This is a genomic window from Pseudomonas sp. WT-JTC (assembly GCF_056711565.1).
Genome location: NZ_CM160042.1, coordinates 1,282,137 through 1,304,200, shown reverse-complemented (window position 1 = coordinate 1,304,200; position 22,064 = coordinate 1,282,137). Strand labels below are relative to the sequence as shown.

The window sequence follows — 22,064 nt, the reverse complement described above, 5'->3', positions numbered from 1 at the left end:
TTCGATCAGATATCAGCGTCAGCCAGGTCGTCTTCGGTCTCTTTGACCGCAGAAGCTTTGGCGTCCGCAACCGATGCAGGCGACAGCAGCTTGTCACGCAATTGCTTCTCCAGCTTTGCCGCGACTTCCGGGTTATCCGCCAGGAACTTGGCCGAGTTGGCCTTGCCCTGACCGATCTTGGTGCCTTCATAGGCATACCAGGCACCGGACTTCTCGACGAAACCGTGCAGAACACCCAGGTCGATCATCTCACCGTTGAGGTAGATGCCCTTGCCGTAAAGAATCTGGAACTCGGCCTGACGGAACGGCGAAGCCACCTTGTTCTTCACAACCTTGACTCGGGTTTCGCTACCGACGACTTCATCACCCTCTTTCACCGCGCCAGTACGACGGATGTCCAGACGAACCGATGCGTAGAACTTCAGTGCGTTACCACCGGTGGTGGTTTCCGGGCTACCAAACATCACGCCGATTTTCATACGGATCTGGTTGATGAAGATCACCAGGCAGTTGGCGTTCTTGATGTTACCGGTGATTTTACGCAGAGCCTGGGACATGAGACGGGCTTGCAGGCCCACGTGCATGTCACCCATTTCGCCTTCGATTTCAGCCTTTGGCACCAGGGCGGCCACGGAGTCGACGATGATCACGTCAACTGCGTTGGAGCGCACCAGCATGTCGGTGATTTCCAGGGCCTGCTCGCCGGTGTCCGGCTGGGAAACCAGCAGGTCGTCGACGTTGACGCCCAGCTTGCCGGCGTACTCAGGGTCGAGGGCGTGTTCAGCGTCGACGAATGCGCAGGTCGCGCCGGCTTTTTGAGCCTGGGCGATCACGGACAGGGTCAACGTGGTTTTACCGGAAGATTCAGGACCGTAGATTTCAACAATACGGCCTTTTGGCAGGCCGCCGATGCCGAGAGCGATGTCCAGCCCCAGAGAGCCAGTGGAGATGGCCGGGATCGCCTGACGGTCCTGATCGCCCATACGCATTACGGCACCCTTGCCGAATTGACGTTCGATCTGACCCAGGGCCGCAGCCAAGGCTTTCTTCTTGTTGTCGTCCATTAAAGTCCTCACGTAATCAATAAGGCCTGACGGCCAACACCTGTATAAGTAGCCAGTATTATTCCACAGCGTTTGAGGATCGCCTACCCCTGATTTGAGATTTCTGCCGCGGCATACCGCAGCAGCCCCTCTAGCGCGGCCTTCACCGTTTGTCGGCGCACCTCGTCGCGGTCACCGGGGAAGTGTTGCCGCTCGCTGAACACTCGCTCGCCAACGCCCCAGGCCAGCCATACCGTGCCCACAGGCTTGCTCGGCGAACCACCGTCCGGCCCGGCCACGCCACTGACCGCCACGGAAAAAAATGCGCGACTTTTCTCCTGCGCGCCCCTGGCCATCGCTTCGACCACCTCGCGACTGACCGCCCCCACCGTGGTGAACAACTCCACCGGGACACCCAGTTGCAGGTTCTTCTGCAGATTGGAGTAAGTGACATAACCGGCCTCGAACCACGCCGAGCTACCCGGAATACGGGTGATCGCCTCGGCGATCCCGCCTCCGGTACAGGACTCGGCCGTGGAAACATGGGCATTGAGAATCTGCAATTGCCTGCCAAGGTCAGCGGCGAGCTGGGTGATTACTTTCACGGTCATCTCCTGATGGGGCGGGATGGGTTAACCGTACACGAGCAGACCGCACTTGCAAGCTACAGGACCGATCAAAATGTAAAGAAGCAGAGGCTCTGGAAAAGGCCTGTCGGGGGAATCAATCTTCCACGTCACCGGGCGCAACAGGAGCGATACCGATGCGCTTGGCTGCCCAACGCTCATATAGCCCTAAAACTACGTCTGTCCCGGCCATCGCCGTTAAGCAGCCCCCCGCACAAGCAGCCCAAATGGAAACATTGGCGGCGTGCAGCAGCATGATGACCGAGGCGCCGCAAATCATGCTGGAGCCAGACCGCAGGATCAGGCGCCACACAAGGGGCCAGCCACGAACGCCGTCTTTATCGGCACGCCACATTTCACCGGTAACGCCACCGAGTATTGGCAGGATGATGAGCAGCCACAGAGGCATGTCCAGCAACGCATATTGCTCAGCGGTCATTTCATGCCTCCTTGAGTGAATGGTCACTCCGTGTTTTTTATAGATAGGCAATCAGATTATGCATCAACGCATAGTCAGTCAATGCATTTACGCATTGAAAAACAATCCAATGATTTGAGCACGCAAAAAAAAACCCGCTCGGGAAGCGGGTTTTATCTGAACGTACGGGCATTAACGGGCGTACATGCCCCACCAGAAGACATGTCCGAGGATAACAATCGGCTCCCCCTGAATTTCCTGAAAGGTGTAGTCTTCGTCCGGATGTTCATCGCGGTTGAAGCTGCGCAGGCGAATCCCGGTCGGCAGGCGATACAGCTGCTTCACCCGCAATTGGCCGTTGTGATTGATTGCATAAAGGTCGCCGTCAACGATATCGCCAATGCCGCACTTGCCGGCATTGACCCCGACCGTGGCACCGTCGCGCAGTACCGGCAACATGCTGTTGCCCCGCACCGTCACGCATTTGGCCTGGTCGAACTGCACGCCGTTATGACGCAGGCTTCGTTTGCCGAAGCGCAGGCTAGAGCGCTCGCTTTCCTCGATGACGAATCTTCCCGATCCTGCAGCCAATTCAACCTCGCGAAGAAAGGGGACCGACACCTCGTCGTCATCGACAGGGGTATCATCGTCCCACAGACTTATATCCTTGAGCTCCGAATGCACAGGAGAGCGCCCGGCATTAGCGGCAGGCACGACGTCCGCGCGGCCACGCAACTGGTCAGTGCTCACCGAGAAATACCCGGCGATCTTCGAAATATGCTTATCCGAAGGATCGACGATTTTCCCGCCGAGAATGCGCGAGAGTGTGGATTGAGGCACGCCGGTACGACGGTGAAGCTCCGTAGGGGAGATCCCGTGCTGATCGAGCAATGCTCTTAATACGGTAGATACGTTGCGTTTTTGCATAATGCGCATAGTGCTTGTTCTTTTCGAAGAAGACAAATGCCGATTTGCATAATCGATGCATAACATGTTTTTTGCATCGTAAAAGATGTCACCGGGCCGTGGCGCCTGCGTCGGGTAGACCGCCCATGGTAACCTTGCGCCCATCGCGGAAAAGCCCGGCCTTTGCCCCGCTTTTGCCCCACCTCTTTCAACGAGCTTCCTGACAATCCGATGAATAAAGCCGTCTCCGACCTGTCCTCCCACACCCCGATGATGCAGCAGTACTGGCGCCTGAAAAACCAGCACCCGGACCAGCTGATGTTTTACCGCATGGGCGACTTCTACGAGATCTTCTATGAAGACGCGAAGAAGGCCGCCAAGTTGCTGGACATCACCCTGACCGCCCGCGGGCAGTCGGCCGGGCAGGCGATTCCGATGTGCGGGATTCCTTACCATGCCGCCGAAGGTTACCTGGCAAAACTGGTGAAACTCGGCGAATCGGTGGTGATCTGCGAGCAGGTCGGCGACCCGGCCACCAGCAAAGGGCCAGTGGAGCGCCAGGTCGTGCGCATCATCACGCCGGGGACGGTGAGTGACGAGGCGCTGCTCGACGAGCGTCGGGACAACCTGATCGCCGCCGTTCTGGGTGATGAGCGCCTGTTCGGCCTGGCGGTGCTGGACATCACCAGTGGCAACTTCAGCGTGCTGGAAATCAAGGGTTGGGAAAACCTGCTGGCAGAACTGGAGCGGGTCAACCCGGTGGAACTGCTGATCCCGGATGACTGGCCCAAGGACTTGCCGGCAGAAAAACGCCGCGGTGTGCGTCGCCGCGCGCCGTGGGATTTCGAGCGCGATTCGGCGCTGAAAAGCCTGTGCCAGCAATTCTCGACCCAGGATCTCAAGGGCTTTGGCTGCGAAAACCTGACCCTGGCGATCGGCGCCGCCGGCTGCCTGCTGGCCTACGCCAAGGAAACCCAGCGCACCGCCCTGCCCCATTTACGCAGCCTGCGCCATGAGCGCCTGGACGACACCGTGGTGCTCGATGGCGCCAGCCGTCGCAACCTGGAACTCGACACCAACCTGGCCGGGGGCCGCGACAATACTCTGCAATCGGTGGTGGACCGTTGCCAGACCGCCATGGGCAGCCGTCTGCTGACCCGCTGGCTGAATCGCCCGTTACGCGATTTGACAGTGCTGCTGGCGCGCCAGACCTCGATCACTTGCCTGCTCGACGGTTACCGCTTCGAAAGACTGCAACCGCAGCTCAAGGAAATCGGTGACATCGAGCGGATTCTTGCGCGGATCGGCCTGCGCAATGCCCGCCCGCGGGACCTCGCCCGCTTGCGTGACGCCCTCGGCGCACTGCCCGAACTGCAAGTGGCAATGACGGAGCTCGAAGCGCCGCACCTCCAGCAACTCGCCACCATCACCAGCACCTACCCGGAACTGGCGGCCCTGCTGGAAAAAGCCATCATCGACAACCCGCCTGCAGTCATTCGTGACGGCGGCGTGCTGAAAACCGGCTACGACAGCGAACTCGACGAATTGCAGTCGCTCAGCGAAAACGCCGGACAGTTCCTGATCGACCTCGAGGCCCGGGAAAAAGCCCGCACCGGCCTGTCGCACCTGAAGGTCGGTTACAACCGCATCCACGGCTACTTCATCGAACTGCCAAGCAAGCAGGCGGAATCGGCACCTGCCGACTATATCCGTCGCCAGACGCTCAAAGGCGCCGAGCGTTTCATTACCCCGGAACTCAAGGCGTTCGAAGACAAGGCATTGTCAGCCAAAAGCCGCGCCCTGGCCCGCGAGAAGATGCTTTACGAAGCGCTGCTCGAAGACCTGATCGCCCAGTTGCCACCGTTGCAGGACACCGCTGGCGCCCTGGCTGAACTGGACGTCTTGAGCAACCTGGCCGAGCGTGCACTGAACCTTGACCTGAACTGCCCGCGCTTCGTCAGCGAACCGTGCATGCGCATCAGCCAGGGTCGTCACCCGGTGGTCGAGCAAGTGCTGACCACGCCGTTCGTGGCCAACGACCTGAGCCTGGACGACAACACACGCATGCTGGTGATCACCGGCCCGAACATGGGCGGTAAATCCACCTACATGCGCCAGACCGCGTTGATTGTGCTCCTGGCGCACATCGGCAGCTTCGTGCCAGCGGCCAGTTGCGAATTGTCCCTGGTCGACCGCATCTTCACCCGGATCGGCTCCAGCGATGACCTGGCCGGCGGGCGTTCGACCTTCATGGTGGAGATGAGCGAAACCGCGAACATTCTGCACAACGCCACTGAACGCAGCCTGGTACTGATGGACGAAGTCGGGCGCGGCACCAGCACCTTCGACGGCCTGTCCCTGGCATGGGCGGCGGCCGAACGCCTGGCGCACCTGCGTGCCTACACGCTGTTCGCCACCCACTACTTTGAACTGACCGTCCTGCCGGAAGCCCAGCCGCTGGTGGCCAACGTGCATCTCAATGCCACCGAGCACAATGAACGCATCGTGTTCCTGCACCATGTGCTGCCCGGGCCGGCCAGTCAGAGTTATGGCCTGGCCGTTGCGCAACTGGCGGGTGTGCCGAGTGAGGTCATCACCCGTGCTCGCGAGCATTTGAGCCGCCTGGAAGACACCGCCCTGCCCCATGAAGTGCCTGCACCAACCAAAGGCAAACCGGCTGCGCCGCTGCAGAGCGATCTGTTTGCCAGCCTGCCGCACCCGGTGCTGGAAGAACTGGCCAAGCTCGATCTGGACGACATGACACCACGTCGTGCACTCGAAATGCTCTATACACTAAAGACACGGATCTAACGCAGCGGCTTGCAAGCTGTTAGAATCTCGCGCGGTTTGGGATGCTGCTGGCTAATAGCCTGGCCAGCAGACTATCGCTCCCGAACCTGGCGACCCCTACGAGAAGGGGCGCAGCAAGCCGCGCCTGAGGAGAAAATTAGAAATGACCTTCGTCGTCACCGACAACTGCATCAAGTGCAAGTACACCGACTGCGTAGAAGTCTGTCCGGTGGACTGCTTTTACGAAGGCCCGAATTTCCTGGTGATCCACCCGGATGAGTGCATCGATTGCGCGCTGTGCGAACCTGAATGCCCTGCCGTGGCTATCTTCTCCGAAGATGAAGTTCCGGCCGGCATGGAAAACTTCATCGAGCTGAACGCTGAATTGGCTGATATCTGGCCGAACATTACCGAACGCAAAGATCCGCTGCCCGATTCCGCAGAATGGGATGGCAAGCCAGGCAAGATTGAACAACTGGAACGCTGATTACCCCCGCGCTCCCGAAAAAGGCCCCACAAGGGCCTTTTTGCTTTTTCTGCAGACAAAAAAAGGGGCGGTTTGACCCGCCCGCATTTTTTCCTCATCCCCTGTGTTCCTTTTCATCATCCTGATGAATCGCTTCCTGCGATGTCCTTCTCCCCCCATCCTTGAAGGGCGTGTCAGTCCGTCGACACAGCCTGAATATTAGAGCTTCCTCCTCCGGGATCAATCGCCCCCTGGTGCGAAACCTGGCTGCCACACATCACCAACAACAAAAAATAACCATAAAAATCATAAAGATAGATGTTAGAAGCGCTCAGCATAGACGAATGCCAGGGTGTAAAAATAACGAACACTTACGCAAGAGTACGCCAAGGCTTACAGCACGAAAGCACAATCCCGAGCGGATTCCGTCCCCGGTCCAGGCAAAAAAAAACCCCGAGTCGGCCGGGGTTTTTTATGCCATCGCAGTGAGTGCCTTACTGGAACAGCGATTCACTCGACAGACCATTTTTTTCCAGGATCTCGCGCAGCCGCTTCAAGCCTTCCACCTGAATCTGCCTGACCCGCTCCCGGGTCAGGCCAATTTCCAGGCCTACGTCTTCAAGGGTGCTGCTTTCATGACCGCGCAGACCGAAGCGGCGTACAACCACCTCGCGTTGCTTGTCGGTCAGTTCCGAGAGCCATTGATCGATGCTCTGGGACAGGTCGTCGTCCTGCAACAGCTCGCATGGATCGGTCGGACGGTCGTCAGTCAGGGTGTCCAGCAGGGTTTTATCCGAATCCGGACCCAGCGAGACGTCGACCGAAGAAACCCGTTCGTTAAGGCCGAGCATGCGCTTGACCTCTCCAACCGGTTTTTCCAGCAGGTTGGCGATTTCTTCGGGAGAGGGTTCATGGTCGAGTTTTTGCGTCAGCTCCCGCGCGGCCCGCAGGTACACATTCAGCTCCTTGACCACATGGATCGGCAACCGGATGGTCCGGGTCTGATTCATGATTGCGCGTTCGATGGTCTGGCGAATCCACCAGGTCGCGTAGGTCGAGAAGCGGAAGCCGCGTTCCGGATCGAACTTCTCCACCGCCCGGATCAAGCCGAGGTTGCCCTCTTCGATCAGGTCCAGCAGCGACAGCCCACGATTGACATAGCGTCGGGCGATTTTCACCACCAGCCGCAAGTTACTTTCAATCATGCGCTTGCGCCCGGCCGGATCGCCACTTTGCGACAGGCGCGCAAAATGAACTTCTTCTTCGGGTGACAGCAGGGGAGAGAAACCAATTTCATTGAGATACAGCTGCGTGGCATCAAGTGCCCGCGTGTAGTCAATGTACTTGTGTTGTTTCAACGATGCGGAGTGTTTGGATTTGGCACGAACGGAAGGTGGAGCCGCCCCTTCATCATTCGACATCGAATCCGTATCGATGCCGCTCTCCATCAGGAGAACCTCATCGTCGATGTCAAACTCCGGCACTTCTTTACTGAGAGCCATTGTTATAGTCCTTTGGTGAGTTCGACCTCAAGCTCAAGCGGCGCCTTTATCCCTGGCAACGCTGGAGCCTGTCCCCTCTACGCGACGGAACAGGCTGGTAAGCGATCAACGACGTGGCAGGAACTGCAGCGGATCTACAGGTTTACCTTGGCGGCGAATCTCAAAATGCAGTTTCACCCGGTCTGTACCCGTTGACCCCATTTCGGCAATTGTCTGCCCAACCTTGACCTGCTGCCCCTCCCGAACCAAAAGCCTGCGGTTATGTCCGTAGGCACTGACGTAGGTTTCACTGTGTTTGATGATTACTAATTCGCCGTAGCCCCTTAAGCCACTCCCGGCATAAACCACCGTCCCATCAGACGCAGCTAAAACAGGCTGTCCCAAATCTCCGGCGATATCAATTCCTTTATTCAAACTACCGTTTGAAGAGAATTTCCCAATCAGAATGCCATTAGATGGCCATCCCCAGCCGGTCGGGGCTGGCCCGGGAGGGGGCAGTGGAGCAGGTGCAGGCTTGTTCGCGACGGACGGCACAACTGTCGTTGTGCTGGTGGTCGAACCGTTTACCGGACGACGGATGACCGTGGTTTTACTCGACGACGAAGGTGTTGAACTGGACGAACTGACCACCGCCGTCGACGTTGAATCGCTTCGACCATCAAAGCGAATCGTCTGACCCGGATGGATGGTGTAAGGCGCTGCAATGTTGTTGCGTGCCGCAAGAGCCTTGTAGTCCCAGCCGTAACGGAAGGCGATGGAGAACAGGGTGTCCTTGGGCCGAACGACGTATTGTCCGGTGGTCACGGCCGGGCGCTGGGCCGCGGCATTGTTGCGGTCCAGCACACGAACATCGCTGGATTTGTTGCTGGAACAACCGACCAGCAAGGTGCTCAAGACAAGGCCAGTCACCAGGCGCTGAAAGCTCGTTTTACTCATACGCTGCGCAATGACTGTGAGACTCACCCGCCGCTCCCTCTGTGGTGGCTGAAAATGTGAAATACCGGAGTCCGGCATGAACTGTCGCAAGTATAACGGGCCGTGCACGCTTTACCTTTAATGTGGCGAATCGCTGTCGCGCACACGTTTGCTGCCTGACGATGAATCCCGTTCAACCAAACGATGCCGCTGTAAGACAAAGGCAATCGAAGAGAATTCAGCGCGCCAAAACAAATGCTCAGGCCAGTGGCCCATGGAGCAATGGCACGAAGCGCACAGCCCCCAGAACATGCCTGGAAAAACCCTGTTCCTCGCGAATGATCAGCATCAACTGCTGGACTTCACCGGACCCGACCGGGATCACCATTCGCCCTCCCGGTGCCAACTGATCAAGCAGTGCCTGGGGCACATCGGTCGCCACTGCCGTGACGATAATCCCGTTGTATGGCGCCAGTGCCGGCCAGCCTTCCCAGCCATCGCCCCAGCGGAACACCACGTTGCGCAGGTTCAGTTCGACCAGGCGTTCCTTTGCCCGATCCTGCAGAACCTTGATGCGCTCGACCGAGAACACACGCTCGACCAGTTGCGACAGTACCGCCGTCTGATAACCCGACCCGGTACCGATCTCCAGCACCTTGTCGAGGGGACCGGCCTCCAGCAGCAGCTCGCTCATGCGCGCCACCATATAAGGCTGGGAGATGGTCTGGTTATTGCCAATCGGCAGCGCCGTGTCTTCATAGGCACGGTGCGCCAGCGCTTCGTCGACGAACAGGTGACGCGGGGTCCGGCGAATGACCTCCAGCACCCTGGCGTTGGAAATGCCCTCCTCGTACAGGCGCTGGATGAGCCGCTCGCGGGTTCGCTGTGAGGTCATGCCGATGCCGCGACGCAGCATATCGTCTTGTTCGCGCCCCATCAGCGCAGCCCCTCCAGCCAGCCGTCCAGACTTCTGAAGGCATCATTGAACGTGCGATCCAGTTGCAGTGGCGTGATCGAAACATAACCCTGCATCACCGCATGGAAATCGGTACCCGGGCCACCGTCTTCGGCATCCCCGGCCGCCGCGATCCAATAACCGGACTTGCCCCGCGGATCGACCACTTTCATCGGTGCCGCGGCTCGGGCGCGATGGCCCAGGCGGGTCAACTGGATACCGCGGATACGGTCCAGCGGCAAATTGGGAATGTTCACGTTCAGTACCGTGCGCGGTGGCAGATCCAGGTCAGCATGGGCTTCGACCAGTTTGCGCGCGAAATAGGCAGCTGTGGGAAGGTTCTCTATCTGGCGTGAGACCAGTGAAAAGGCAAACGAAGGGTGTTTCAGGAAACGCCCCTCAAGGGCCGCCGCCACCGTACCGGAATACAGGACATCGTCCCCCAGGTTCGCACCCAGATTGATACCGGAAACCACCATGTCCGCTTCGCGCTCCAGCAGGCCGTTGAGGCCCAGGTGCACGCAATCGGTTGGCGTGCCGTTGACGCTGATAAAGCCGTTGGCCAGGGTTTGCGGGTGCAACGGACGGTCGAGCGTCAGCGAACTGCTGGCGCCGCTTTTGTCCTGGTCCGGGGCGATAACCACGCATTCGGTGTAATCCGCCAGCGCAGCATAAAGCGCGGCGAGACCGGGTGCGGTTACCCCATCATCGTTAGAAATCAGAATACGCATGGGCTGTCCGTCTGCCCCACCGGCACCAGATCAACAAGCTCGCGCACCAATACAGTGGCGAAGCATCCGGCCGGCAGGACGAATTCCAGTTGCAGAATGTCAGGCTCGGGATAATGCCACGTCAACCCGCCAATGGGCAGCCGCAGGATGCGACGTTCGTGGCTCATACCGGCGTTGATCAACCAGTCACGCAAATCCGCTTCGCGTGCGGCGATAGCCTGCTCCAATTCATGGACAGCGCCCGTGGCCGGCGAGTCACCTTCACCCCACTGCGGACCGGTCGGGTGCAGATCGAGAATCGCCAGGCGCGGGTCGCTGCACTCGGCTTCGCCTGCCGGGAAAAAGCTGCGGCTGTCGGTGAACGCCAGCAGATCGCCCACCTGGGCACGCTGCCAGCTGCCATCGGCGACACGTGCGGCCAGCACCTGATTGAACAGAAAACTGCGCGCCGTGGAGAGCAGCCGCGAGCGCACGTTGCGCTGCTCCGGCAAGGCCTTGCGCGCGGCCCAGGCGCGGGCATCGACAACGTTGCCGCCGTCATGGCCGAAGCGCTGAGCGCCGAAATAATTGGGGATGCCTTGTTTGGCGATCAGTTGCAGGCGCTCTTCAATCGCCGACTTGTCGCCGGCGAATTGCGTCAGGCGCAACGTGAAGCCGTTGGCCGAGTGCGCACCGCGTTGCAGTTTGCGCTTGTGGCGGGCGGTCTTGAGGATCTTCAGCGTATCGTTTTCCGCGGCCGACAGATCAGGGTCGGCCTTGCCCGGCAATTGCACGCTGAACCACTGGCGGGTCAACGCCTGACGGTCCTTGAGCCCTGCATAGCTGACAGTGCGCAATGGCACGCCAGCCGCCTTGGCAATCCGCCGCGCCGCCTCTTCCGTGTTCAGACCGCGTTTTTCCACCCAGATCCACAGGTGTTCGCCTTCGCCACTCAGGGGGATGTCGAGGACTTCGTCGACCTGGAAATCTTCCGCGATCGCTTTCAGTACCGCTGTGCCAAGGGGTTCACCGTAAGCCCTCGGGCCGAGCAATTGCTGTTCGTTCATGCGCGCAGCAACAAGGCAACGGAGTGCACGGCAATGCCCTCTTCGCGACCGACAAAGCCGAGCTTTTCGGTGGTGGTAGCTTTCACGTTCACTTGATCCAACTCTACTTGAAGATCCGCGGCAATCAGCGCGCGCATCGATTCTATATGCGGGGCCATTTTCGGCGCCTGGGCGACAATGGTGTTATCGACGTTGCCGACTTTCCAGCCTTTGGCATGGACCAGTGCGACGACATGACGCAACAGCGCACGGCTGTCGGCGCCCTTGAACTGCGGGTCGGTATCCGGGAAATGCTTGCCGATGTCTCCCAGCGCCGCGGCGCCGAGCAAGGCATCGCTCAAGGCGTGCAAGAGGACGTCACCGTCAGAGTGAGCGAGCAACCCGAAACTGTGTGCAATGCGCACACCGCCCAGAGTGATGAAATCGCCCTCAGCGAAACGGTGCACATCATAGCCGTGGCCAATACGCATAAAAAAACGCCCCGATTTTTGTCAGGGCGTGATTCTACCTGCTATTGGGCAGCTAGTGTCCTGTCTCACAAGTACGTTCCTCTTTTGACGAGTGGCTGTTGCCATCAGGCAAGGCGTCGCGACGAGTCATAGCTCGCTATGGCGAGGAGCGGCAACGCAGCATGATGGCAACAGACGCCGTCAAAAAGGAACAGTACTTGTGAGACTGGGCACTAAAGCATGCGCGTGATGCCGCAAGTGATCGTCGATGAAACTGGCGATAAAGAAATAGCTGTGGTCGTAGCCCGGTTGCAGGCGCAACGTCAGCGGATGATCGGCCAATTTTGCCGCCTGTTGCAGGGCCTCAGGCTTGAGCTGGGTGGCCAGAAAATCATCACGATCTCCCTGATCGACCAACAGCGGCAGCTTTTCGTCGGCCTCAGCGATCAGTGCACAGGCATCCCACTCGCGCCACTTCGAACGGTCTTCCCCCAGGTAACGGGAAAAGGCCTTCTGCCCCCATGGACAATCCATGGGATTGTTGATCGGCGAGAACGCCGACACCGACAGATAACGCCCCGGATTGCGCAACGCGCAAACCAGCGCACCATGGCCGCCCATGGAGTGGCCGCTGATGCCGCGCTTGTCCGACGCCGGGAAATGGGCTTCAACCAATGCTGGCAATTCCTGCACGACATAGTCATGCATCCGATAGTGGCGCGACCACGGTTCCTGGGTGGCATTCAGATAAAACCCGGCGCCGAGGCCGAAGTCCCAGGCACCGTCCGGATCACCCGGTACATCGGCGCCGCGAGGGCTGGTGTCCGGTGCGACGATGATCAGCCCCAACTCGGCGGCCATGCGCATGGCGCCAGCCTTTTGCATGAAGTTCTCGTCGGTGCAGGTCAGGCCGGACAACCAGTACAACACCGGCAGCTTGCCGCCCTGCTCCGCTTGCGGCGGCAGATACACGGCAAACACCATGTCGCAGCCGAGTACTTCTGAGCGATGGCGATAGCGTTTGTGCCAACCACCGAAGCTTTTCTGGCAGGAGATATTTTCCAAACTCATAGCAAACTCCTCAGTAGCAGCCCAAACCTCAAACGCCAAGCTGATGCGATCTGCTTGCCGCTTGAAGCTTGACGCTTGCAGCTGCTTCTCAGAAATGAATGACGCTACGGATGCTTTTGCCTTCATGCATCAGGTCAAACGCCTTGTTGATATCTTCCAGGCCCATGGTGTGGGTGATGAAGGTATCCAGCGGAATTTCACCGGTCTCGGCCATTTCCACATAGCTCGGCAACTCGGTACGGCCGCGCACGCCGCCGAACGCCGAACCGCGCCAGACGCGGCCGGTGACCAACTGGAACGGACGAGTTGAAATCTCCTGGCCGGCACCGGCCACACCGATGATCACCGACTCGCCCCAACCCTTGTGGCAGCACTCAAGCGCGGCACGCATCAACTGCACGTTGCCGATGCACTCGAAGGAGAAGTCGACGCCGCCATCGGTCATGTCGACGATGACCTCCTGGATCGGACGATCGAAGTCTTTCGGGTTCACGCAATCGGTTGCACCCAGCTGTTTGGCAATTTCGAATTTGGCCGGGTTGATGTCGATGGCAATGATGCGGGCAGCCTTGGCTTTGACCGCGCCGATGACAGCCGACAAACCGATGCCGCCGAGGCCGAAAATGGCCACGGTGTCACCTGGTTTCACCTTGGCGGTGTTGAGCACTGCACCGATACCGGTAGTGACACCGCAACCCAGCAGGCAGACTTTTTCCAGTGGTGCTTCCTTGGCGATCTTGGCGACGGAAATTTCCGGCAGGACGGTGTACTCGGAAAACGTAGACGTCCCCATGTAGTGGAAAATCGTTTCGCCCTTGTAGGAAAACCGCGATGTGCCGTCCGGCATCAAGCCTTTGCCCTGGGTTGCGCGAATCGCCTGGCAGAGGTTGGTTTTGCCCGACAGGCAGAATTTGCACTTTCGGCATTCCGGGGTGTACAGCGGGATCACATGGTCGCCGACGGCAACGGATGTCACGCCCTCGCCGATGGCTTCCACGATCGCCCCGCCTTCATGGCCGAGGATCGACGGGAAGATGCCTTCCGGATCGGCGCCGGACAAGGTGTAGGCATCGGTGTGGCAGACACCGGAGGCCACCACGCGCAGCAATACTTCGCCGGCCTTGGGCATGGCGACATCGACTTCAACGATTTCGAGGGGCTTTTTGGCCTCGAAGGCAACGGCGGCGCGCGACTTGATCATGATGACTCTCCAGTGAAGAAAACGAGACAGGGAGTGTAATACAGCGCCTTACAGTGAATAATCCGGACAAAAGCAAAACATTATTGCTGTACAGGGATAATCATCCATGTCCGAAAACCGCTGGGAAGGAATCGACGAATTTGTCGCCGTGGCCGAATGCAGCCAGTTCACCGCTGCCGCGGAACGCCTCGGGGTTTCTTCCTCTCACATCAGTCGACAAATTGTACGCCTCGAAGAACGCCTGCAAACCCGTTTGCTCTACCGCAGCACCCGCCGGGTCACGCTGACCGAGGCAGGGCAAACCTTCCTGCAACACTGCCAGCGCTTGCAGGATGGACGCGAAGAAGCGTTGCGCGCGGTCGGCGACTTGACCAGCGAGCCCAAAGGCATGCTGCGCATGACGTGCGCCGTGGCTTACGGCGAACGCTTCATCGTGCCACTGGTGACGCGTTTCATGGGGCTGTATCCGCAACTGCGGATTGATATCGAACTGACCAATCGGCAACTCGACCTGGTACATGAGGGCCTCGACCTGGCGATCCGCCTGGGGCGTTTGCAGGATTCACGACTGGTCGCCACCCGCCTCGCGCCACGGCGGATGCATCTCTGTGCATCGCCCTCCTACCTCGAACGCTACGGGCGTCCGCACAGCCTTTCGGAACTGAGCCGCCACAACTGCCTCATCGGCAGCTCGGACCTCTGGCAACTGGAACAGAACGGGCGGGAATTTTCGCAAAGGGTGCAGGGAAACTGGCGCTGCAACAGTGGGCAAGCAGTGCTGGATGCCGCGCTACAGGGCGTAGGGCTGTGTCAGCTGCCGGATTACTACGTGCTGGAGCATCTGAAAAGCGGTGCTTTGATTTCATTGCTGGAGGCGCATCAACCACCGAACACGGCGGTGTGGGCGCTTTATCCACAGCAACGGCATTTGTCGCCGAAGGTGCGCAAGTTGGTGGATTATTTGAAGGAAGGGTTGGCCGTACGGCCGGAGTACCGGTGCTAGTGTTTTGTTGGTGTGTCAGCGAGATGTCAGCTGCCTGGACCATCGCTTTCGTCGGAACGCCGCCCGGAGCAAGCCCGCTCCCACAGGGGATTAAGGTTGTTCACAAGAATTGCGGGCAACGCCGATCAAATGTGGGAGCGGGCTTGCTCGCGAAAGACGCGACGCGGTCCAGAAGCTGCCCCCAAACCTTCTAGCGGCGGTTAGCCCAACGCTGCCTCAACCATTCCAGATCCTCCGGCCGAGTGACCTTGAGGTTGTCAGCTCGACCTTCAATCAGCCGTGGCGCAAGCCCTGCCCACTCCATGGCCGACGCTTCGTCGGTGATCACCGCGTCAGCCACCAGACTGTCCGCCAATGCCCGATGCAACGCCCCAAGGCGGAACATCTGCGGTGTGTAGGCCTGCCAGATCACGCTGCGATCAACGGTTTCGAGCACACGACCGTGCTGGTCGACGCGCTTGAGCGTATCCCGTGCCGGGACCGCCAGCAGTCCGCCGACAGGATCGTCAGCCAGTTCCGCCAGCAGCTTGTCCAGGTCGTCACGACTGAGGTTCGGCCGTGCGGCATCGTGAACCAAAACCCAATCCTCATCATCAGCGCCCTGTGCGTGCAGATGCAGCAACGCATTGAGCACCGACCCTGAACGTTCGGAACCGCCCTCGACCCGGGCAATCCGCGGATCACTGGCACACGCCAGGTTCGGCCAATAAGGATCGTCAACAGCAAGACTGACCACCAAACCTTTCAGGCCTGGATGACCAAGGAAACAGCCGAGGCTGTGTTCGAGAATAGTGCGCCCGCCCAGTTGCAAGTATTGCTTGGGACGGTCCGCGGCCATACGGGCACCGACGCCCGCGGCAGGAATCACGGCCCAGAAGGCCGGTAACGACTTGATCATTGGGCCAACTGGTAAAGGGTTTCACCGTCCTTGACCATGCCCAACTCATGGCGAGCCCGTTCTTCAACGGTCTCCATGCCCTTTTTCAACTCACTGACTTCGGCGTCCATCACCCGGTTGCGCTCCAGCAATGTCTGGTTCTCGGCCTGCTGATCCGCGATCTGCTGAGTCAGGTCGGCCACTTGCGCCAGGCTGCCATTACCCACCCACAGGCGGTATTGCAGGCCAGCCAGCAGCAGGAGCAAGACGAGGAACAACCAATTGGGACTGCGCATCGAATATCAGGTATCCAGTGAAAAAAGACAGCCATACCAAAACATGAAGCTACTGATAGCACGAAGCCTGGAAGAACCAGGCTTGTGCTTATAAGGCATCAGATTAGTGGCAAAAACGTCGCTGTAGCGATTTTTTTCGACACAATCCGCTGACTTTTTACCTTATCAACCGCGGAATTCGCCGCGACCGTTGTACTTGGCTTTGCCGTTCAACTGCTCTTCGATACGCAGCAGTTGGTTGTACTTGGAAACGCGGTCGGAACGGCACAGGGAACCGGTCTTGATCTGGCCAGCCGAGGTGCCCACGGCCAGGTCGGCAATGGTCGAATCTTCGGTTTCGCCGGAGCGGTGCGAGATCACGGCAGTGTAACCGGCAGCCTTGGCCATCTGGATGGCTTCCAGGGTTTCGGTCAGGGTGCCGATCTGGTTGAACTTGATCAGGATCGAGTTGGCGATCTTTTTATCGATGCCTTCTTTCAGGATCTTGGTGTTGGTTACGAACAGGTCGTCGCCTACCAGTTGGGTCTTCTCGCCGATTTTGTCGGTGAGGATTTTCCAGCCAGCCCAGTCGGACTCGTCCAGGCCATCTTCGATGGAGATGATCGGGTAACGCTCGGTCAGGCCTTTGAGGTAGTCAGCGAAACCTTCGGCGGTGAACACCTGGCCTTCGCCGGACAGGTTGTACTTGCCGTCTTCGTAGAATTCGCTGGCCGCGCAGTCCAGGGCCAGGGTCACGTCGGTGCCCAGCTTGTAACCGGCGTTGGCCACGGCTTCGGAGATCACTTTCAAAGCGTCTTCGTTGGAAGCCAGGTTTGGCGCGAAACCACCTTCGTCACCGACGGCAGTGCTCAGGCCACGGGCCTTCAGCACGGCTTTGAGGTGGTGGAAAATCTCGGTGCCCATGCGCAGGCCTTCCGAGAAGGACTTGGCGCCAACCGGCTGAACCATGAATTCCTGGATGTCGACGTTGTTGTCGGCGTGCTCGCCGCCGTTGATGATGTTCATCATCGGAACCGGCATCGAGTAGACACCCGGGGTACCGTTCAGGTTGGCGATGTGAGCGTACAGCGGCAGGTCCTGGTCCTGTGCTGCCGCCTTGGCCGCGGCCAGGGAAACGGCGAGGATCGCGTTGGCGCCCAGGGAACCTTTGTTTTCAGTACCGTCGAGCTTGATCATTGCCAGATCGAGCGCTTTCTGGTCGCTTGGGTCCATGCCTTTCAACAGGTCGCGGATCGGACCGTTGATGTTGGCTACGGCCTTCAGAACGCCCTTGCCCAGGTAACGGCTCTTGTCGCCATCACGCAGCTCGAGCGCTTCACGCGAGCCAGTGGAAGCACCGGACGGCGCGCAGGCACTGCCGATGATGCCGTTGTCGAGAAGCACGTCCGCTTCCACGGTGGGATTGCCACGGGAGTCGAGAACTTCACGACCTTTGATGTCGACGATTTTAGCCATTGTTGTAAACACTCCAAAGTTGACGAAAACGCTTTGTACCGCTCGATTTATAACTTGTGGGTCATATTACTTTTTGTAGGAGCTGGCTTGCCAGCGAAGGCGCCCTTGAAATCGCTGAAAGATTCCAGGCCTTTTCGCTGGCAAGCCAGCTCCTACAGGGAGAATTGAGGATTACGCGGTTTCTACCGTCGGAAAACTCTTCACCAGCTCGTCCAAAGCCTTGAGCTGGGCCAGGAATGGCTCCAGTTTGTCCAGACGCAAGGCGCAAGGACCGTCGCATTTGGCGTTGTCCGGATCCGGGTGGGCTTCCAGGAACAGGCCGGCCAGCGACTGGCTCATGCCGGCCTTCGCCAGGTCGGTGACCTGGGCGCGACGGCCGCCGGCGGAATCGGAGCGACCGCCGGGCATTTGCAGCGCGTGGGTCACGTCGAAGAATACCGGATATTCGAACTGCTTCATGATGCCGAAGCCGAGCATGTCGACGACCAGGTTGTTGTAGCCGAAGCTCGAACCACGCTCGCAGAGGATCAACTGATCGTTACCTGCTTCCACGCACTTGTTCAGGATGTGTTTCATTTCCTGGGGGGCGAGGAACTGGGCTTTCTTGATGTTGATCACCGCACCGGTCTTGGCCATCGCGACCACGAGGTCGGTCTGGCGCGACAGGAATGCTGGTAACTGGATGATGTCACAGACTTCAGCGACGACCGCGGCCTGGTCAGGCTCGTGGACGTCGGTGATGATCGGCACGCCGAAGGCTTGCTTGATGTCCTGGAAGATGCGCATGCCCTCTTCCAGGCCAGGACCACGATAGGAGGTCACAGAAGACCGGTTGGCCTTGTCGAAACTGGCCTTGAACACGTAAGGGATGCCGAGCTTCTCGGTGACCTTCACATACTCTTCGCAAACCTGCATGGCCATGTCACGGCTTTCCAGCACGTTCATGCCGCCGAACAGCACCATGGGTTTGTCGTTGGCAATCTCGATGTCGCCGACGCGGATGATCTTCTGTGCCATCGGGGTTACGCCTTCTTCTGGTGTTGAGCCAACGCTGCCTTGACGAAACCGCTGAACAGCGGGTGACCGTCGCGTGGCGTCGAGGTGAACTCAGGGTGGAACTGGCAAGCGACGAACCATGGATGATCCGGAGCTTCAACCACTTCAACCAGTGCGCCATCACCGGAACGACCGGAGATTTTCAAACCGGCTTCCATGATTTGCGGCAGCAGGTTGTTGTTCACTTCGTAGCGATGACGATGACGCTCGACAATCACGTCCTTGCCGTAGCAACCGTGAACCAGCGAGCCCGGCTCAAGCAGGCAATCCTGTGCGCCAAGGCGCATGGTGCCGCCCAGGTCGGAGGCTTCGGTACGGGTTTCGACAGCGCCGGTGGCATCTTCCCACTCGGTGATCAGACCCACGACCGGGTGACCGCTCGCACGATCGAACTCGGTGGAGTTGGCGTCTTTCCAGCCCATCACGTTACGGGCGAACTCGATAACGGCCACTTGCATGCCCAGGCAGATACCCAGGTACGGAACCTTGTTTTCGCGAGCGTATTGAACGGCGGTGATCTTGCCTTCAACGCCACGCAGACCGAAGCCGCCCGGTACCAGGATGGCATCGACGCCTTCGAGCAGAGCGGTGCCCTGGTTCTCGATGTCTTCGGAATCGATGTAGCGCAGGTTGACCTTGGTACGGTTGCTGATGCCGGCGTGACTCATCGCTTCGATCAGCGACTTGTAGGCGTCCAGCAGTTCCATGTACTTGCCGACCATGGCGATGGTGACTTCGTGCTCAGGGTTGAGCTTGGCGTCGACCACGGCTTCCCACTCGGACAGATCGGCACCGCCGCATTGCAGGCCGAAGCGCTCGACGACGAAATCGTCCAGGCCCTGGGAATGCAGGATGCCCGGGATCTTGTAGATGGTGTCAGCGTCTTCCAGGCCGATCACCGCACGCTCTTCAACGTTGGTGAACTGCGCGATCTTGCGGCGCGACGAGATGTCGATCGGGTGATCCGAGCGGCACACCAGCACGTCAGGCTGCAGGCCGATGGAACGCAGTTCCTTCACCGAGTGCTGGGTTGGCTTGGTTTTGGTCTCGCCGGCAGTGGCGATGTACGGCACCAGAGTCAGGTGCATCAGCATCGCGCGCTTGGCGCCGACTTCGAAACGCAGTTGACGGATCGCTTCGAGGAACGGTTGCGACTCGATGTCACCCACGGTGCCACCGATCTCGACCATTGCCACGTCGGCATCGCCAGCACCCTTGATGATGCGGCGCTTGATTTCGTCGGTGATGTGCGGGATCACCTGGATGGTTGCACCCAGGTAGTCACCACGGCGCTCTTTGCGCAGAACGTGCTCGTAGACACGGCCGGTGGTGAAGTTGTTGTTCTGGGTCATGGTCGTGCGGATGAACCGCTCGTAGTGGCCCAGGTCCAGGTCGGTCTCGGCGCCGTCGTGGGTGACGAACACTTCACCGTGCTGGAACGGGCTCATGGTGCCCGGGTCGACGTTGATGTACGGGTCCAGCTTCAGCATGGTGACCTTAAGTCCCCGCGCCTCCAGGATGGCCGCCAATGATGCCGATGCAATGCCTTTCCCCAATGAAGAAACAACACCGCCCGTGACGAATATGTAGCGCGTCATGAAAAACCCTAGAAGTCTGCGTTAAAGCGGTCCGAGCCGCCGGGGAAAGCGAAGGAAGGCCGAAGCCCCCGATCACCTGCATTAATCACAGTGCACCTTTCAAAAAAACCGCCGCGTTGGGACAGACCGGAAAATGAATCACCGGTTCGTTGCTCGCTACACATTTTTTGGAATCGCCCAGCAAAGACTGCTTGGTAATCGGCAACTCCTGCAATTCAGGCGAATCCACAGAAGTTGTATCAAGAAGGGAGCGTAGTCTACCGGAAAGCCCCTTTCAGCTCAAACCTTGATCTTCGTTCAGTGGGTGCCAATGCAAATGCCAGTCGCCGATCACACCACCATCAAGCCCCTTGAGGTTCGCTACCGCGAGCAATTGCCCCTGTTTGTAGAGCAGCGGCAATCTGCCGCGCACGAAGGACGGTACACCCCTTTCATTGAGCAAACGTTTCAGGTCCCGATGGCCGCGACCCGGCAAAGCCATGATCTCTCCCCCTACACGATAGCGGATCTGTAACGGGCCATCGGGGATTTGCCCGGTGAGCGAAACCACGCCGTTGTCCGCAATTGCCAGTGGTGACGCCGGGGCCTGCCACGCGCAGGCGGCGGGCAGAGGACGCAACCAGCGGCCGGACAACCACCAGACCCGCCCGCCCGCCCGATGCAGTTCGCCCTCGGCCAGCCGCCACACCGGGCAGGCATCGCCGGTGGCGTCGCGCAAATCCTCCCAACCCGACCAATGGTCGGTGTCCGGCAGGCGAGTCAGCGGTTCGAGCCAATGACTGAGCGCATTGCGCTGACGCGCGGCGGAGAGTTTCTCCAGTGAAGCCAGTTCCAGCGACGGCAGCCCCAGCCAATCGAATTCATTGGCGGTGCGCGCCTGGTTCAAGTCAATCTGTGCCAGCTCATCAAGCAGCCCTTGGGCTTCACTCAAATGCGCAGCACTGCGAGCCATGGTCGCCATCGCCTGTGGCCAGCGCGTGGTCAACACCGGGAACACCTGATGACGCAGGAAATTGCGCGAGAATTGTCGATCCTGATTGGAAGGGTCCTCAATCCAGCCCAATTGATGCGCCGCCGCATAGGCTTCCAGTTCGGCGCGGGTCGCATCGAGCAAAGGCCGCAGCAGGTGCCCTTTACCCAGTGGGCGCTGCCGTGGCATGCCCGACAGACCTCTCACTCCGGCTCCACGCAGCAAGCGGAACAGCAAGGTTTCCGCCTGATCGTCACGGTGTTGGGCTGTCAGCAGCACTTCACCAGGCCGAATCACTTCGCTGAACGCGTGATAACGCGCGTCCCGGGCCGCTCGCTCCAGACTGGCGCCGGGCTGCACCTGTACACGAACAATCTGCAACGGGACGCCCAGCGCAGCGCACACCGAACTACAATGCTCCGGCCACGCATCGGCCACAGCTTGAAGGCCGTGATGAACATGGATGGCGCTCAGCGCCGGCAGGGATTCGGTTTTTGCAAGGTGTACAAGGAGGTGCAGCAGGACGGTGGAGTCCAGGCCTCCCGAGTAGGCGATGTGCCAGGTCGCAGCATTGCGCCAAGGTTTCAGGTTCAGTAAAAGCTTGGCAGGCAAATTCATATCGATCACTTCACGCAAATCAAATGTGGGAGCGGGCTTGCTCGCGAAAGCGGTTCAACATTCAACACATAG

Annotated in this window: 21 protein-coding genes; 3 read left to right on the top strand and 18 right to left on the bottom strand. The window is 59.2% G+C overall.

Annotated features, from left to right (window positions below):
* Positions 1 to 5: 5 nt before the first annotated feature.
* The 4 genes from recA to AC06G5_RS05690 all read right to left on the bottom strand — a co-directional run bounded on the left by recA (position 6) and on the right by AC06G5_RS05690 (position 3,014).
* Positions 6 to 1,064 carry a recombinase RecA gene (gene recA / locus AC06G5_RS05705; RefSeq protein ID WP_007996915.1) on the bottom strand — a complete coding sequence of 353 codons (1,059 nt, stop codon included), beginning with the start codon at positions 1,062 to 1,064 and terminating at the stop codon, positions 6 to 8.
* Positions 1,065 to 1,147: 83 nt separating this feature from the next.
* Positions 1,148 to 1,648 carry a CinA family protein gene (locus tag AC06G5_RS05700; RefSeq protein ID WP_413427235.1) on the bottom strand — a complete coding sequence of 167 codons (501 nt, stop codon included), beginning with the start codon at positions 1,646 to 1,648 and terminating at the stop codon, positions 1,148 to 1,150.
* A 118-nt stretch (positions 1,649 to 1,766) separates the two neighbouring features.
* Complete coding sequence (locus tag AC06G5_RS05695) at positions 1,767 to 2,108, bottom strand: phage holin family protein (protein WP_413427237.1); 342 nt, start codon at positions 2,106 to 2,108, stop codon at positions 1,767 to 1,769.
* 171 nt (positions 2,109 to 2,279) lie between these two features.
* Positions 2,280 to 3,014, bottom strand: a complete 735-nt coding sequence (locus AC06G5_RS05690) for an XRE family transcriptional regulator (protein WP_413427254.1) — start codon at positions 3,012 to 3,014, stop codon at positions 2,280 to 2,282.
* Between the two features lie 210 nt (positions 3,015 to 3,224).
* Here AC06G5_RS05690 and mutS point away from each other — a divergent pair, with 210 nt between their 5' ends.
* On the top strand, positions 3,225 to 5,804 hold the full coding sequence (gene mutS, locus AC06G5_RS05685; RefSeq protein ID WP_480459066.1) for a DNA mismatch repair protein MutS: 2,580 nt from the start codon (positions 3,225 to 3,227) through the stop codon (positions 5,802 to 5,804).
* 142 nt (positions 5,805 to 5,946) lie between these two features.
* Positions 5,947 to 6,270 (top strand): ferredoxin FdxA, encoded by a 324-nt coding sequence (gene fdxA / locus AC06G5_RS05680; RefSeq protein ID WP_413427241.1) that lies wholly within the window; start codon positions 5,947 to 5,949, stop codon positions 6,268 to 6,270.
* 473 nt (positions 6,271 to 6,743) lie between these two features.
* On the opposite strand, the gene rpoS is transcribed toward fdxA, so the two are convergent.
* The 8 genes from rpoS to AC06G5_RS05640 all read right to left on the bottom strand — a co-directional run bounded on the left by rpoS (position 6,744) and on the right by AC06G5_RS05640 (position 14,119).
* Positions 6,744 to 7,751, bottom strand: coding sequence for an RNA polymerase sigma factor RpoS (gene rpoS / locus AC06G5_RS05675; protein ID WP_007970728.1), 1,008 nt, complete (start codon positions 7,749 to 7,751; stop codon positions 6,744 to 6,746).
* A 105-nt stretch (positions 7,752 to 7,856) separates the two neighbouring features.
* Entirely contained in the window at positions 7,857 to 8,714 is an 858-nt protein-coding gene (locus AC06G5_RS05670) for a peptidoglycan DD-metalloendopeptidase family protein (RefSeq protein WP_413427244.1), read from the bottom strand.
* 211 nt (positions 8,715 to 8,925) lie between these two features.
* Positions 8,926 to 9,561 carry a protein-L-isoaspartate(D-aspartate) O-methyltransferase gene (locus AC06G5_RS05665; RefSeq protein ID WP_196373746.1) on the bottom strand — a complete coding sequence of 212 codons (636 nt, stop codon included), beginning with the start codon at positions 9,559 to 9,561 and terminating at the stop codon, positions 8,926 to 8,928.
* 41 nt (positions 9,562 to 9,602) lie between these two features.
* Positions 9,603 to 10,352, bottom strand: coding sequence for a 5'/3'-nucleotidase SurE (gene surE / locus AC06G5_RS05660; RefSeq protein ID WP_413427246.1), 750 nt, complete (start codon positions 10,350 to 10,352; stop codon positions 9,603 to 9,605).
* Positions 10,340 to 11,398, bottom strand: coding sequence for a tRNA pseudouridine(13) synthase TruD (gene truD / locus AC06G5_RS05655; RefSeq protein ID WP_413427248.1), 1,059 nt, complete (start codon positions 11,396 to 11,398; stop codon positions 10,340 to 10,342). Before truD ends, surE begins: the two co-directional genes overlap by 13 nt.
* Positions 11,395 to 11,868, bottom strand: a complete 474-nt coding sequence (gene ispF / locus AC06G5_RS05650; protein WP_007970721.1) for a 2-C-methyl-D-erythritol 2,4-cyclodiphosphate synthase — start codon at positions 11,866 to 11,868, stop codon at positions 11,395 to 11,397. Before ispF ends, truD begins: the two co-directional genes overlap by 4 nt.
* Positions 11,869 to 12,048: 180 nt before the next feature.
* Positions 12,049 to 12,918: an S-formylglutathione hydrolase gene (gene fghA, locus AC06G5_RS05645; RefSeq protein ID WP_413427250.1), complete on the bottom strand. Its 870-nt coding sequence runs from the start codon at positions 12,916 to 12,918 to the stop codon at positions 12,049 to 12,051.
* Positions 12,919 to 13,006: 88 nt separating this feature from the next.
* On the bottom strand, positions 13,007 to 14,119 hold the full coding sequence (locus AC06G5_RS05640) for an S-(hydroxymethyl)glutathione dehydrogenase/class III alcohol dehydrogenase (protein ID WP_008019788.1): 1,113 nt from the start codon (positions 14,117 to 14,119) through the stop codon (positions 13,007 to 13,009).
* Between the two features lie 106 nt (positions 14,120 to 14,225).
* Between AC06G5_RS05640 and AC06G5_RS05635 the strand changes: the two genes are divergently transcribed.
* Entirely contained in the window at positions 14,226 to 15,122 is an 897-nt protein-coding gene (locus AC06G5_RS05635; protein WP_480459065.1) for a LysR family transcriptional regulator, read from the top strand.
* Positions 15,123 to 15,312: 190 nt separating this feature from the next.
* Here the strand turns inward: AC06G5_RS05635 and ispD are convergent, their stop codons facing one another.
* From ispD to tilS, 6 genes are all read right to left on the bottom strand, one after another.
* Positions 15,313 to 16,020 carry a 2-C-methyl-D-erythritol 4-phosphate cytidylyltransferase gene (ispD, locus tag AC06G5_RS05630; RefSeq protein WP_413427252.1) on the bottom strand — a complete coding sequence of 236 codons (708 nt, stop codon included), beginning with the start codon at positions 16,018 to 16,020 and terminating at the stop codon, positions 15,313 to 15,315.
* Positions 16,017 to 16,295 carry a cell division protein FtsB gene (ftsB, locus tag AC06G5_RS05625; RefSeq protein ID WP_008019784.1) on the bottom strand — a complete coding sequence of 93 codons (279 nt, stop codon included), beginning with the start codon at positions 16,293 to 16,295 and terminating at the stop codon, positions 16,017 to 16,019. Before ftsB ends, ispD begins: the two co-directional genes overlap by 4 nt.
* A gap of 165 nt (positions 16,296 to 16,460) precedes the next feature.
* Positions 16,461 to 17,750, bottom strand: a complete 1,290-nt coding sequence (gene eno / locus AC06G5_RS05620; protein WP_008019783.1) for a phosphopyruvate hydratase — start codon at positions 17,748 to 17,750, stop codon at positions 16,461 to 16,463.
* Between the two features lie 171 nt (positions 17,751 to 17,921).
* Complete coding sequence (kdsA, locus tag AC06G5_RS05615; protein WP_015093773.1) at positions 17,922 to 18,767, bottom strand: 3-deoxy-8-phosphooctulonate synthase; 846 nt, start codon at positions 18,765 to 18,767, stop codon at positions 17,922 to 17,924.
* Between the two features lie 5 nt (positions 18,768 to 18,772).
* Complete coding sequence (locus AC06G5_RS05610) at positions 18,773 to 20,404, bottom strand: CTP synthase (RefSeq protein ID WP_093214930.1); 1,632 nt, start codon at positions 20,402 to 20,404, stop codon at positions 18,773 to 18,775.
* A 274-nt stretch (positions 20,405 to 20,678) separates the two neighbouring features.
* Positions 20,679 to 21,992, bottom strand: coding sequence for a tRNA lysidine(34) synthetase TilS (gene tilS, locus AC06G5_RS05605; protein WP_480459064.1), 1,314 nt, complete (start codon positions 21,990 to 21,992; stop codon positions 20,679 to 20,681).
* Positions 21,993 to 22,064: the final 72 nt, after the last annotated feature.